Origin of the sequence: Corynebacterium felinum (assembly GCF_030408755.1) — a bacterium.
Classification (GTDB): Bacteria; Actinomycetota; Actinomycetes; order Mycobacteriales; family Mycobacteriaceae; genus Corynebacterium; species Corynebacterium felinum.
Map to the genome: position 1 here is coordinate 1,495,375 of NZ_CP047209.1, position 13,928 is coordinate 1,509,302.

A 13,928-nucleotide genomic window follows, 5' to 3' on the forward strand; every position below is an offset into this window, starting at 1 on the left:
TCTAGTGGTTGTTTTTGTCTGTGAAGTCGTCTGGGTCGAGGTTGGTGCTCCATTGTTGGATTTCTTCCTCGTTAATGACGATCTGGGAGTTGGTGCCGGTGCTGAAGCTGCCGTAGCTGGCGCGTTGGCGGTAGGCGTTGGTTGCTTGGAAGCTGCGGACTCCCATGTCTTCGATTGTGGTGCGCAGTTTTTTCGCGAGCAAGCGCCGGATGATTGCGCGAGTGGGTGCGATGATGACAAGCAGGCCGAGGATGCTGGTGGCGAAGCCTGGCATGGCAACGCCTACTGCCCCAGCGGCGATCAGGCCTATATCGCCTGCTGCTTTGCCGGGGTTGCTGGTGCCTCGGCTGAGTGTGGCGGCGATGCGGCGCATTTCTATTGCGGCGAGGATGAGTCCGCCGAAGAAGAAGGCGAACAGGAGTAAGAGTGCGTATCCGACGCCGAGCCAGCTGGCTACTGCCCAGAACGCGAGAGCTTCGATAATGAAGTATGGGACCGCAAGATATAAAGGCATGACCTAAAGAATAGTCTAAGAATTTTCTTTGGTGGTTATGCGCTGCGAATGCACAGTGAGGTTTTCGCACTGGGGATGTCGAGTGCGGTGACGGTGATGGCTGGTGAACCGAAAACCGTTGGAATTGGCTCTTTTTAGTGCCGGGGGTTGGCCTATGAGCGAGCTATTGATTCGACATAGAGCACATGCTACCTAAAAAGCCGCAGGTCAATTTTTCCCAGGATTGCTGAAAGTCGAATCAGTATTTTCCAATCAATTCTCAATGGATTAATAGGTGTCTTTTCCTTAGGCGGCAATGGCCTACTCCCCTGCCGTGTTGATGATTCCCTGCACGTTTTCAACCGCAATGCATTCCTGAGATTTGTTTGTATGTGGTTTGTGCGCATTCTCTTCAGCGGGGAATCCGAGTCATGGGGTAAGCATGCGTAGTGGGTGGATGTTCTGCTGCGTGGAGCAATATCTTTGTTTTTTTGCTGCAAATATGCACAAAAACCTTGATTGTGTTGAACAATGTTTTTAAGATGGGAAAGCAGATCTGCGGATCGCACAACACCTCGCTGAAAAGATGTTAAGTGATGAGCGCATATTTGTTTGATGGTTTGTGAAAGGAACGAGTATGAGTGGACTGTTTTCTAGCACCTTCGTTGTAGATGAGCTGGCGAGTATCTTCCGCAATGTCGACGATCCTGTGGGTGCGGCCGTGGAATGGGCAAAGAAAACCTTAAACGAGGCTGGAGTTAATCCAGAACAGAACCCTTTTGCCGCGACGAAGACTTTGCGTGATCAAGAACCCGCATTGAGTTTGCGCGCTGCAACATACATTATGAAGAAGCTGCCCAAAGCTCCTTCAACAGCACACTAAAAGGTGCGCTGCACAGCCATTCCCGTGCAGCGCACTTTTTCTTGGGTGAGGTTACTTATCCTCTAAGGTTCCTTCCATTTCAAGGAAGGTGTTGCGCAGCGTATCCAGTGCTTCTTGGCTGGGGTTTTCCCACAGCTTGCGCTCGGCTGCTTCCAGCAGGCGCTCGGAAATGTCGCGCAGTGCCCACGGGTTGGACTTTTCGAAGAACTCGCGGTTTTCCTCATCAGCAACATAGGTCTGCGTCAGCGTCTCATACATCCAGTCCTCCATCAACCCAGTGGTGGCATCATAGCCAAACAGGTAGTCAACGGTGGCGGACATTTCAAACGCACCCTTATAGCCATGGTTGCGCATCGCGGCAATCCAACGTGGGTTGACCACGCGGGCGCGGAAGACACGACGCGACTCTTCGTGCAGAGTGCGGGTTTTCACCGTTTCTTGGCGGGTGGAGTCACCAATATAGGCTTCCGGGTCCTTGCCCGTCAGCGCGCGCACGGTTGCGACCATACCGCCGTGGAATTGGAAGTAATCGTCGGAGTCGGCGATGTCGTGTTCCTTGGAGTCCACATTCTTCGCCGCGACCTGAATGCGCTTATACGCGGTGCGCATATCATCAGCGGCTTCCACACCGTTGATGCCGCGACCATAAGCGTAGCCACCCCAGGTGGTGTACACCGCAGCAAGATCCTGATCGTCGCGCCAGTTGCCGGACTCGATGAGCTGTAAAAGCCCCGCGCCGTACGTGCCTGGCTTCGAACCGAAAATGCGGCGCACAGGTGCATCAGGGTTTTCTTGCTTATCGACGCGCGCATGTGCGGCAACAAAGTTCAGCTCATCCGGCTCATCGAGGTTGGCAACGAGTTGGACGGCGTCGTCAAGCAATGCAAGCACGTGCGGGAAAGCATCGCGGAAGAAGCCAGAAATGCGAACGGTGGTATCAATGCGGGGGCGCCCGAGCTCTTCAAGCGGAATTACCTCAAGACTCACCACACGCCGCGACGCTTCATCCCATACCGGGCGCACACCGAGCAGTGCAAATACTTCGGCGATATCGTCACCAGAGGTGCGCATCGCAGAGGTGCCCCACACGGACAAACCCACCGACTTCGGATAGCCACCGTGCTCATCCTTGTAGCGGTTGATCAGCGAATCCGCCAGCAATTGGCCGGTCTCCCATGCCAGACGCGACGGTAGTGATTTTGGATCAACGGAATAGAAGTTACGTCCAGTCGGCAACACGTTAATCAGGCCACGCATTGGGGAGCCAGACGGGCCCGCCTCAATAAAGCGACCATCCAGTGCGCGCAAGATTTGGGAGATTTCCCGGGAAGTTTCAGCCAAACGTGGAACAATCTCCTCGCACGCAAAGCGCAGCAGGTGTGCGAGCACTTCCCCATCGGTTTCGTTGGGGAGGTAATCAGCGGACGCAAGGACGTGATCGATGGCATCAATGTTCCAGTCACGCTCTTCAAGCGCAGCAAGCAACTGGTGAGCGACCTTTTCCACCTGATCAACGCGCCCGCGGGTTTCATCACCCTCCTCGGACAGGCCGAGCGATTCGCGCAGGCCAGGAACAGCGGATTCCCCACCCCAGAGTTGGCGGGCACGCAGCATAGCCAGTACCAATTCGACCCGCACCTCGCCGGTGACAACTTCACCAAGGATGTGAAGGCCACCGCGGATGGCCACGTCCTTGATTTCACACAGCCAGCCGTCGATTTCCATCATCTTGTCGTCGAAGGCGTCCTCGTCGGGGCGCTCATCCCAACCCAAATCGCGATCCATCTTCGCAGCCTGAAGCAGCGTCCAAATCTCTTGGCGAATAGCCGGCAGCTTCGCCGGATCCATAGCGGAGATGGTGGAGTGCTCGTCGAGAAGCTGCTCAAGACGGGTGATATCACCGTAAGATTCCGCACGCGCCATTGGCGGGATCATGTGGTCTACCAACGTTGCGTGCGCACGGCGTTTCGCTTGGGTGCCTTCGCCCGGGTCGTTGACGAGGAATGGGTAGATCAGTGGAAGCTCACCAATAGCCTGATCGGTATAGCAATCAGCGGACATGCCTGCATTCTTACCTGGCAGCCACTCCATATTGCCGTGCTTGCCCATGTGCACCACAGCGTCAGCGCCGAAGATCTCACGCAACCAGAAGTAGGTGCCCAAGTAGTGGTGGTTCGCTGGAAGATCAGGGTCATGGTAAATACCGACTGGGTTTTCACCGAAGCCACGTGGGGGCTGCACCATCACCAGCACATTGCCGAACTGCAAACCAGCGATATAGATCTCGTTGGTTTCGGGGTTGACGTAGTGGGTGCCAGGGGCTTCACCCCAGTGCGTGGTCATCTCTTCCTGCATCGCTACAGGCAGGGAGTTGAAAAATTCACGGTAGTCCGTGGCGCTGAGCTTTAAGGGGTTGGATGCCAATACTTCCTCGGTAAGCCATTCAGGATCATGCCCGCCAGCGCCGATCACCGCGTGCATCAACGCATCACCGTCAAGCTCACCATCCACACTAAACCCAGGAATAGCGGTGATATCGCCAAGAGTGTACCCCTGGTTGTGCAATTCACGGATCAGCCGGAGAGTCGAAAGTGGGGTGTCCAAACCAACAGCATTACCAATGCGCGCGTGCTTTGTCGGGTACGCGGAGAACATCAACACCAGCTTCTTTTCCGCATTCGGGATGTGGCGCAACTTGGCGTGGCGATACGCAATACCAGCAAGCCGCTGGCAGCGCTCATGGTCCGGAACGTAGGCGAAAAGCCCGTTGGCGTCGAATTCCTTGAAGGAGAATGGCACCGTGATCACACGGCCATCGAATTCAGGAACAGCGATTTGGGTGGCAACATCCAGCGGGGAAAGCCCCTCGTCGGATTCCTCCCATTCAGCACGCGAATTGGTCAAGGCAAGGCCCTGGATAATTGGGATGTCGAGTGCGGCGAGTGCTGCAACATCCCAGGCCTCATCGTCGCCACCGGCCTGGGCGGTGGCAGGTTTGGTGCCACCAGCGGCCAACACGGTGGTGATCAATGCGTCACAGGTGCCTAGCTCAGCAAGCAGATCCTCGGAGGCTTGACGAAGCGAGGCTGCGAAGATCGGCATTGCCGTTGCCCCGCGCGTGTAGAGGGCGTCGGCAAGCGCCTGAATGTAGTTGGTGTTGCCTGCTAGGTGTTGGGCGCGGTAGTAAATAATGCCCACCTTGGGGGCATTTGCCCCCCGATCCCAGTTGCCACCTTCAGCATGCTCCAAATGCCCCCACAGTGGCATGTTCTGAGGCGGCTCGAAGCCGAGGCCAGTGAGCAGGAGTGTGTCAGAAAGGAAGTTGTGCAGATTGACGAGGTTGACCCGCCCGCCCTCGGCGAGATAAGTGTGCGCGGTGGTGACAACACCCGCAGGCGGGGTGGATAGTTCAGTCAGCTCTGCATCCATGGCAAGTTCGCCAGAAACGAACACGGTGACCTTGCCACTAGCAATGAGCGCTTCAACGCCCCATTCCCATGCCCGCTTGCCGCCAAGCAGACGCACAACGAATACATCCGTGGTGTCAATCAGTTCGCTTAGTCGTGCTTCAGTGACGAAGTTGGGGTTCGCGTATTGGTAGGAAACATCTGCGGACTCGGCTGCAGCTTGAGCTGAAAGCAGATCAGTATCGGAGGTAGAAAGCAGGGTAATCATAGGCGAAGAAACAACTGTCCTTTCCAAGGCAGTGGCACAGAGCAGAACCTTCCATTGTCACCCCCGCGGAAAACGCGCATGGTGTCTGAGAACGCCCCAGTGCTGACAAGGTCTTTTAAGAAACGCGCTTAAGAAGACATCCCCGCACCGCACCTACGGCGGCGCAAAGCCGTCACAATCAAGCCTCACACTCCCCTGTGGTGAAAAGCAGTGGCTAAAAAAGTTATGGTCTGACTTTCACAGTGGCGCGACCGCCCACGGAATTTCACCGGGATTCACAACTTTCTTCCGCACACCATCCGTAGCCCTTTCGCACACAACTTTGCACCACAGCGTGGATGAAGAGTGTCTCGTGAAAGAAATACGCACTGGGGAAATGCAATAGGTACACCTTAGCAAAAGGAGGTCTAAACACCTGCTACTGAGGGGGTGGTTGCTACCGATACACAAACAGGAGAACGAAGAGACGTACTTGTGCAGATACCCTGTGCGAAGCATCATGGCTGCAGCACTACGTAGTGCTCGTTTCTTGTTAGGCGGTGATCAAAGTTCTACTCTTGCACCCGCTGGCCGTAACATAAACGAGTATGAGTCCGCACAACCTTTCACAGCCCACACCCACATGTGCAACCACCGACCCCGCCCAGCTCATCGCCCACCCCGACCGCAACCGTGGCGATAAATGTCCAGGCACGCTCCACCTCCATAGTGCTGCTGACGGCAAAATTGGTCGCGTGCGCTTTCCCGGTGGCAAAGTCACCGCAGCGAACTGGGAAAACGTAGCGCAGATCGCCACGACGCTTGGCGACGGCACCATCCACATCACCACCCGCGGCAACATGCAGTTTCGTGGCATCAGCGACGATGCCGCATTCATCAGCGCTGTCGAAAACGCAGGGCTTCTGCCGTCTCATGAGCACGACAAAATTCGCAACATCCTCTGTTCCCCACTCCACCCAGAATTGTGGGAACTAGCAGAAGCCCTCGACAACGCGCTACTGACCAACCGGCTTGTCGCAGGCTTATCGGGGCGCACCCTTTTCGGCATCGACGCAGGAAAGGGGGATATTCAAAGCCAACGCGTTGATTTCGGCATTCGTCGCCTTAAAGCAGAAGATTCCTTCGAGCTGATCCTCGCAGGCGAAGGACAAGGCACAGTCCTTGATATTCACGATGCGATTTCCGCCCTCGTGTTCGCTGCCGAACACTGGCAAACCCAACGCGGAAGCAAATGGCGTCTAGTCGAAGACTCCAAGGCTCAAGACAACATTCACGCGCTGATCCGCCACACCTTCACCACCACTGCCACTACCCCCAGTGGCATCATCCACGATACGGAAACACACCGCCCCATCGGGTGGATCGACAACCCGGATGGCACAGTCACTCTCGGGGTGGGCCTCCAATTCGGATTCTTAAGCGCACAGGTTGCCACGCTGCTCGGCGTGATCGGCGCACACACCAGCATTACCCCCTGGTCTTCGCTTGTGATCCACAATCTTGCCGAAGGCGACGCCGAAGCTGTCGCCAAAGTACTTGCCCCCCAAGGACTGATCTTTGATGCTAACTCCCCGTGGTTGAAAGTCACCGCGTGTACAGGCGCGCCGGGCTGTGAGAAATCCCTGTCCAACACGAAACAGGATGCAGCTTTGTTGGTTTCCTCGGGGGAACCAATGCGAAGCCTTGTACACTTTTCAGGGTGCGATCGCCGTTGCGGTCACCCGCTTGGACACCACACCGAATACGTTGCCACCGGCGACGGGGAATATGAGGTAACAACCCGATGACAACTCCAACACACTCACACGAGTTTCCCTTTACTTACATTACTGATGGCAATGAAATCTACCGCCAGTCTTTTGCCATGATCCGCGAAGAATCTGACTTAAGCGCCTTCACCCCAGAGCAGGCGCAAGTTGCTGTCCGCATGATTCATGCGGCAGGCCAGACCGATTTAGCAAAAGATATTGAATTCTCCCCAGGACTGGTAGCTGCCGCGCGTGGCGCATTTGCGGCCGCTAAGCCCATTGTGACGGACGTGCACATGGTCCACTCAGGGATTACTCGTGCGCGTTTGCCCCACAATAATGAGGCACTTTGTTTCCTCAAAGATGAACGCGTTTCTTCCCTTGCTGCCGAACTAGGCACCACGCGCACCGCTGCGGCGGTGGAACTGTGGCACCCGCTTCTCGACGGCGCCATCGTCGCCATCGGCAACGCCCCCACCGCGCTGTTCCACTTGCTCAACTGGTTGGCCGAAGACCCCAACCGCCCGCGACCAGCAGCAATCCTCGGTATCCCCGTAGGATTTATCGGTGCTGCGGAATCCAAACGAGCACTGGCACAGGTGGCAACTGCACTGGGTACGGAATTTCTCACCGTCCACGGTCGCCGCGGCGGTTCAGCAATCACCTGTGCAGCAATCAACGCACTAGCAACGGACAAAGAAATCCTCTAGTCCCCAGCGCAGGACAACAACTACTCCACATTCGTGCACGCGCATCTACTCAGGCGCGTAAATTCCACACAAGGGCGAAAAACATGGCAGACACAATGGCGAATCACACCTTCACACACCCACGACTCATCGGCGTGGGTGTAGGACCAGGTGATCCAGAATTACTCACCGTTAAAGCAATCAAGGCAATTCAATCCGCCGACGTCATCGCTTTCCATGCACGTACCGGTGGCACGTCTACCGCACGAAGCATTGCCGAAAGCTACTTTTTACCCCACCACGAACTCGAACTGCTGGAATACCCAGTGACCACGGGTATCACCGACCACCCCGGTGGCTACGCCGGAGCGATGGCCGATTTCTACGCCCATGCGCACGAGCGTCTCGCACAACACCTACGTGCGGGGAAAACCGTGGCAGTACTCGCTCTCGGCGACCCCATGCTGTACTCCTCCTACCAGCACCTTCACCGCAGCCTTGCCGAAGAATTCCCTGCAGAAATTATCCCAGGAATTCCCTCGATCACTGCCGCGGCCGACTTCATTGCACAACCGTTATGTGAAGACGATGAAATTCTCACCATCCTGCCCGGCACCTTAGACAAAGCAACCTTGACAGCCAAACTCAAAGAAACCGACTCGGCGGTTGTGATGAAACTGGGCCGCACCTTTGACAAAGTCAAAGAAGCCATGGTTGAAGCAGGCGTAGCCGAACGCGCCTATGTGGCCATCCGTGTAGGCATGCACGACCAGCGCAGCATCAAGCTTCTCGACGCCGACGCCAAAGACATCCCCTATTTCGCTGTTGCGGTACTCCCCTCCCGCATCGCCGGCACCACAGCCGAACCTACCAAGGGCGAAGTCGTGGTCGTAGGACTAGGCCCAGGGGCCGACAAATGGACCACACCAGAAGTTCTCGCCGAACTGAAAACAGCCACCGATATCGTCGGCTACTCCACCTACGTTAACCGCGTTCCTGAATACCCAGGCCAACGCCGCCACCCAAGCGACAACAAAGTGGAAGCAGAACGCGCACTCATGGCACTCGACCTCGCGCGCCGGGGCCGGAAAGTGGCAGTGGTATCCTCCGGTGACCCAGGGGTGTTTGCTATGGCTGCGGCTGTTTTGGAGGTTGCTGAGGAAGATCAGTGGCGTGATGTTCCGGTCCGCATTGTCCCTGGTATGACCGCCGCACAGGCTGTGGCTTCTCGGGTGGGCGCTCCTTTGGGGCATGATTTCGGCATGATTTCGCTGTCGGATCGTTTGAAGCCGTTTTCGATCGTCGAAAAGCGTGTGCGTGCCTTGGCTGGTGCCGACATGGCGTTTGCGGTGTATAACCCCGCATCGAAAGAGCGGCGCTGGCAGGTGGCGAGATTGCGTGACATCGTTGCGGAATATCAGGCTCCGACAACCCCGGTGATTGTGGCGCGGGCTGTGGGAAGTGATGGCGAGAAGGTGACGGTGACGACGGTGGCCGAGTTTGATCCTGAGATTGTGGATATGCGCACCATGGTGATTATGGGTGCGTCGACGACGCGTTGCTATGAGGATGGCTTCGGTGCTTTACGTGTGTTTACTTCGCGATACTATGACGCGAAGGAAAATTTGTACTAGCCTTGTAAAAGATTGTGGAGCACGAGCGATAAAGTTTAATGCATACGTTCGTGCAGTGTGAGGGGGCCAAAGCTCCCGACTGTGGAAGGTAGATGTGTGCTCTATCTCCTTCGTCCACTGTAAAAAAGTCTACTGAGAGGAAGAAGCTTCGATGACTAAGCTTTCACTCAAGCGGGGCGTGATTGCCGCCGCGACCGCCTTTGCTGTTGCTACCACTGGCCCTGTAGCTGCTGTTTCTGCTGCACCTAGCGATGCGAGCTCCAAGCAGTCATTCAACCGGGATCTTGGTTCTATTGATTCCAATAGCTCAATGCCAGGTACCAATAAGGGGTCGAGTGCCACTGGTTGGTTTGATCGCCAGCAAGGTTGGGTGCAAAAGCTTCTGATCGCCTTCGGGGTTCTCCAGATCGTTGCTCTTGTTATCGGCCCAGCACGACTGATCCTGTTCAACCTGTTCAAGATCTAGTATTTTCTTGCCCCTCGTTCACTCCTTACTCACCGCGTACTCCACTAGGACGTGGCGGTGGGGGGAATTGAAAGGTTATGTGGGTGAGGGTAGGTTAGTTTCCCAAGTTCCTCCACTTTTTGGTTTTGTGCTACAGAAATCAAAAAGTGTTTTTCTGCTGCAACAATAATTTTTCGATCACACATTATGAACCTGTCGTTCATCTTCTGGTAAGGAGAGGGCATGCCAGTATGAAAATTCATTCTTCGGTGAGGTGGAAAACGGTTGAGTTCGAGCACACGGCCTAACCTCACGTTCACCCTTCTGTGGGCAGCGCAATTTGTTCTTCTTCTAGCATCCCAGGGAAGTGCGATTGCAGTTACACTCACGGTGTACGCGGTAAGCAGGTCAGCCACTGTGCTGGGGCTCATGATGGCCATCACCTATGGCACCATGATCTATTTATCGCCGCTTATTGGCACGTGGCTGGATCGGTACTCCCGCAAGACGGGGATCATGCTGGCTGACAGTACCATTGCACTCAGCAGCGCAGGCCTAGCAATAGCAGCGTTTGTCGAAGCAGGACTCCCCATTGTTTTGGTGTTGGTCTTCATCCACAGTTGCGGCATGAGTGCCCAACAGTTGAGTTTGCAAGCAACCGTGCGGGAAATTCGCACTGAGAAGAACCTGACCACGGTAGCTTCAGCAGTGGCACTTGTTGATAATATTCCGCTTTTCGTTGGTCCCCTCATCGGTGCTTTGGTGTACACACTCGTGTCAGCGGTCGCGTTGTTTGCTTTAGAGGCAGTCGTGGCGACAATCGTGGTCATCGTAGTGGCGCTGCTTCCATTTCCTCCAACCCACAGGAGAAAGGCTCCAACAGCTGCGATTGAGGGATTTCGTTTTATCCTCACCCAACCAGAACTGCGAAAAATCCAGGCCAGTTTTGGAGTAGTAAATTTTACTCACGGCCTTGCAGTGCCTGCACTGCTTGCCGTAGTTATAAGTACAGAATCGACATGGCCGGAATCCTTTCGCCTCAGCGTGTACAACATTGCCAACGCTGCAGGTCTCATACTAGGCGCAGCAACTATGCTGTGGGTGGCACGAAGGCTTCCGCGGCCCGTGATTGTTGTGGCAGGCATAGTTGGTGGTGCGGTATGTGGTCGCCTCGTGGTGCCACTGGTTGTAGGAATATTCCCGTTGGTGGTATTGGTAAGTTTTCTGCGCAATGTGTGCACGCAATGGGCAAATACTCCACTCACCGCATTCTGGCAGGAACGAACGCCCACGAGCATTCAAGGGTCCGTATTCGGTGCGCGTCGCTTCCTCGGCCAAGGAGCCTACCCACTCGCACTTCTGGTAGGCGGGTGGTGCGCCAAAAATGGTGGCCTGAGTACGCTATTTATTGTGTGTGCCGTTGTGGAGCTAGCGATAGCCGCTTGTGTGTGGCGCAGCAAGATACTGCAATAAGCGCACCATGACCTCATAATTATTCGCGGCCGGCTGCACCACAATCCTCACGCAGCTTTCGTCAGACTGAAATACCCACATCGGGATATTTAACCCGCAATCTCTTCCGCCAGCTCGTATGCTTCGAGCGGGGTGTGCACGCAATAAGCAACTGTGGGAAGCTCAGGGCGCTGGACCATAATCACCGGAATACCTAACTCTCGTGCCGCATCAAGCTTCGCTTGGGTAAGCGCACCACCAGAGTTTTTCGTCACCACACAATCAATTTGATTGTCGCGCATCAACTTCTTCTCATCGTCCTTGGTAAAAGGACCACGAGAAAGAATTAAACGATGGCGCGGAGGCAGCTTTACCTGTGGCGGCTCCACCGTACGAATCACATACAAATTATGGGGATCGAAAGCGAAAGGCGCCAGTTGTTGGCGACCAATGGTCAGAAAAATATGGTGGAAATCCCGCGCCGCTACCTTCGCTGCCTCCTCCATGGACTGCACCGGAATCCACCGATCACGCGGCTTGGGCTCCCACTGCTTTCGATGCACCGCAATCAACGGAATACCCGTAGCGCGAGCCGCTTCAGCAGCGGAAATGGAAATCCGCTCGGCAAAAGGATGCGTGGCATCAATAATCACCGTCACCCGATTATGCAGCAACCACTGAGTTAAACCCGCAGGGCCACCAAAACCACCAATGCGTACAGCACCTACAGGAAGCTTCGGATTATCCACCCTCCCAGCAAGAGAACTGGTGACATCCCAACCGGCGTCGTGAAGCAACCGCGCAACCTCACGACCCTCCCCAGTGCCACCCAGAATCAGTGCACGCATGGAATCGTCCTGCCCTGATCATCGCGCGGACGATCATCAGAATACAAGAAAGAATCAGGGAAACCCTCAGCACCCAATACCGCGCCCACCACAATCACAGCAGTGCGCGAAATCCCCGCATCCTTCACCTTCTGCGCGATATCACTCAACGTGCCACGCACAATCTGCTGCTCAGGGCGCGAAGCATAGGCAACTACGGCAGTGGGACAATCCGCGCCATAGTTAGGCAGCAACTCCGCAACCACACGGTCAATATCGTGCGCAGCCAAGTGAATGCACAACGTCGCCTTTGATGTGCCCAGCGTTGCCAAATCTTCACCTTCAGGCATAGCCGATGCGCGACCCGACACACGAGTCAAGATCACCGTCTGCCCCACCGTGGGAACAGTGAGCTCATGCCCAAGAACCGCAGCCGCGGCAGAAAATGATGCCACACCTGGCACAATTTCATAGTCGATACCGGCAGCCGTTAAACGCCGCGCCTGCTCCGCCACAGCCGAATAAATACTGGGATCACCGGAATGTAGCCGCGCAACATCCTTACCTTCAGCATGAGCTTTGACAATTGTCGCAGTAATCTCGTCCAACGGCATTCGAGCTGTATTCATCACTTCAGCATCAGCTGGGCAGTTGGCAAGTACCTCCTTAGGCACAATGGAACCTGCATACAAGCACACGCCACAGCGACGAATGAGTGCGTCGGCGCGAAGCGTTAACAGGTCTGCAGCACCAGGACCGGCGCCGATGAAATAAACGGTCATCTAAGGATTCTTTCTTCCACTCGCAGGCTTTTTCACCACTACCCATTGCGTGACAGGCAGGGACGGTTTAAACGTACTAAAGTTGCCCACCTGATGCTCCTTAGCAATCTCGATACGGGTGAGTTCACCCCCAAAGGTTTGCTTCAGCTCCCACAGCAGGCGCTCCGACTCAATGGTCACAGCATTCGCTACCAAGGTGCCGCCCACTTTCAAACGCTCCCACGCACCCATAAACACACCTTCTGCAGTAAGTCCACCCCCAATGAAAATGCGATCAGGATGATCCGGAACGCAAACATAAGATTCAGGGGCTGAACCTTGAACTGCCATCCGATGAGACACTCCCAGAGTGCGAGCATTGGCCAAAATACGCTGCTGGCGCAGCTCATTTGATTCGAAGCACACAGCCCTCGTTGTTGTGGTTACGCGGAGACATTCGATAGCAACGCTGCCGGCACCCCCACCAATATCCCACACCACTTCGCCTTCGCGCGGAGCGATAGCCGAAACTGTCAACGCCCGCATATGCGATTTCGTTAATTGCCCATCATGGGAATAGGTCGCATCCGGCAACCCCGGCGTGCGGGGATAACCTGCACGTTCGGGGATGACCGCAATCACATTCAGCGCACTAATCACCGCAGGAGGCCGTGCTGCAGTGCCGGAAGAGTGCGCTTCATCCTCACTGCCGAGATCATTAAGCACATCCACTCGAGCGTGCGGTTGCCCCATCTGATTAAGCAGGGCACAAATCTCCCCAGGAGATTTTTCATCTCGCCCCAACACTAAAAACGGTCGCCCCGTTTCAATCGGCATGATCAGGGATTCCACAACTTGGGTCACCAGTGAATGCACAGGCGTGCGATCCACAGCCCAACCTAAGCGGGCACAGGCCAAGGAAGCGGAAGAAACATGGGAATAGACCGTAATCGGCATATCGGGAAATTTGCGGCGCAGCGTGGAGCCGATCCCATGGAACATTGGGTCACCGCTGGCCAGCACTACGATTTTCTTTCCCTCAAGCTCCGCAAAGATGCGCGGCAAAGCAGGCAACATAGGCGAAGGCCATGGGCGACGTTCGGCGGTGATATCCTCGCTGAGCAAATTCAATTGACGCCACGAGCCTAAGATCACGTCGGCGCGGGCGAGGGCAGTTCGCGCTTTCTGGCCTAGTTCGGACATACCAATAGCAGAAATGCCAACGACGCTGACGCTGCCATCCTCTGCAGTGGCATCGCCAGCGTCGCTGGGGATGTGGGCGTGTGCTCGGGTCATACAGCGTATACTACCGAAACTTCCA

At 55.5% G+C, this 13,928-nt stretch carries 11 protein-coding genes; 6 read left to right on the top strand and 5 right to left on the bottom strand.

The window, feature by feature from the left end; all coding sequences use genetic code 11:
* Position 1: 1 nt before the first annotated feature.
* Entirely contained in the window at positions 2 to 514 is a 513-nt protein-coding gene (locus tag CFELI_RS06460; protein WP_277103181.1) for an FxsA family protein, read from the bottom strand.
* A gap of 616 nt (positions 515 to 1,130) precedes the next feature.
* Here CFELI_RS06460 and CFELI_RS06465 point away from each other — a divergent pair.
* On the top strand, positions 1,131 to 1,376 hold the full coding sequence (locus tag CFELI_RS06465; protein ID WP_277103182.1) for a hypothetical protein: 246 nt from the start codon (positions 1,131 to 1,133) through the stop codon (positions 1,374 to 1,376).
* A 51-nt stretch (positions 1,377 to 1,427) separates the two neighbouring features.
* On the opposite strand, the gene cobN is transcribed toward CFELI_RS06465, so the two are convergent.
* Entirely contained in the window at positions 1,428 to 5,051 is a 3,624-nt protein-coding gene (gene cobN, locus CFELI_RS06470) for a cobaltochelatase subunit CobN (protein ID WP_277103183.1), read from the bottom strand.
* 587 nt (positions 5,052 to 5,638) lie between these two features.
* Here cobN and CFELI_RS06475 point away from each other — a divergent pair.
* The 5 genes from CFELI_RS06475 (at position 5,639) to CFELI_RS06495 (ending at position 11,040) form a co-directional block, all read left to right on the top strand.
* Positions 5,639 to 6,838 (top strand): ferredoxin-like domain-containing protein, encoded by a 1,200-nt coding sequence (locus CFELI_RS06475; protein WP_277103184.1) that lies wholly within the window; start codon positions 5,639 to 5,641, stop codon positions 6,836 to 6,838.
* Positions 6,835 to 7,509 carry a precorrin-8X methylmutase gene (locus CFELI_RS06480; protein ID WP_277103185.1) on the top strand — a complete coding sequence of 225 codons (675 nt, stop codon included), beginning with the start codon at positions 6,835 to 6,837 and terminating at the stop codon, positions 7,507 to 7,509. The genes CFELI_RS06475 and CFELI_RS06480 overlap by 4 nt, the downstream gene beginning before the upstream one ends.
* Before the next feature lie 83 nt (positions 7,510 to 7,592).
* Positions 7,593 to 9,122 (top strand): precorrin-3B C(17)-methyltransferase, encoded by a 1,530-nt coding sequence (gene cobJ, locus CFELI_RS06485; protein ID WP_277103186.1) that lies wholly within the window; start codon positions 7,593 to 7,595, stop codon positions 9,120 to 9,122.
* A gap of 151 nt (positions 9,123 to 9,273) precedes the next feature.
* Entirely contained in the window at positions 9,274 to 9,588 is a 315-nt protein-coding gene (locus CFELI_RS06490; RefSeq protein ID WP_277103187.1) for a hypothetical protein, read from the top strand.
* 264 nt (positions 9,589 to 9,852) lie between these two features.
* Positions 9,853 to 11,040, top strand: coding sequence for an MFS transporter (locus tag CFELI_RS06495; protein ID WP_277103188.1), 1,188 nt, complete (start codon positions 9,853 to 9,855; stop codon positions 11,038 to 11,040).
* 89 nt (positions 11,041 to 11,129) lie between these two features.
* Here the strand turns inward: CFELI_RS06495 and CFELI_RS06500 are convergent, their stop codons facing one another.
* The 3 genes from CFELI_RS06500 to cbiE are packed head-to-tail and all read right to left on the bottom strand — an operon-like array spanning position 11,130 to position 13,903.
* Positions 11,130 to 11,867, bottom strand: coding sequence for a cobalt-precorrin-6A reductase (locus CFELI_RS06500; RefSeq protein WP_277103189.1), 738 nt, complete (start codon positions 11,865 to 11,867; stop codon positions 11,130 to 11,132).
* Positions 11,855 to 12,628 carry a precorrin-4 C(11)-methyltransferase gene (cobM, locus tag CFELI_RS06505; RefSeq protein WP_277103190.1) on the bottom strand — a complete coding sequence of 258 codons (774 nt, stop codon included), beginning with the start codon at positions 12,626 to 12,628 and terminating at the stop codon, positions 11,855 to 11,857. Before cobM ends, CFELI_RS06500 begins: the two co-directional genes overlap by 13 nt.
* Positions 12,629 to 13,903 (bottom strand): precorrin-6y C5,15-methyltransferase (decarboxylating) subunit CbiE, encoded by a 1,275-nt coding sequence (gene cbiE / locus CFELI_RS06510; protein ID WP_277103191.1) that lies wholly within the window; start codon positions 13,901 to 13,903, stop codon positions 12,629 to 12,631.
* Between the last annotated feature and the right edge of the window lie 25 nt (positions 13,904 to 13,928).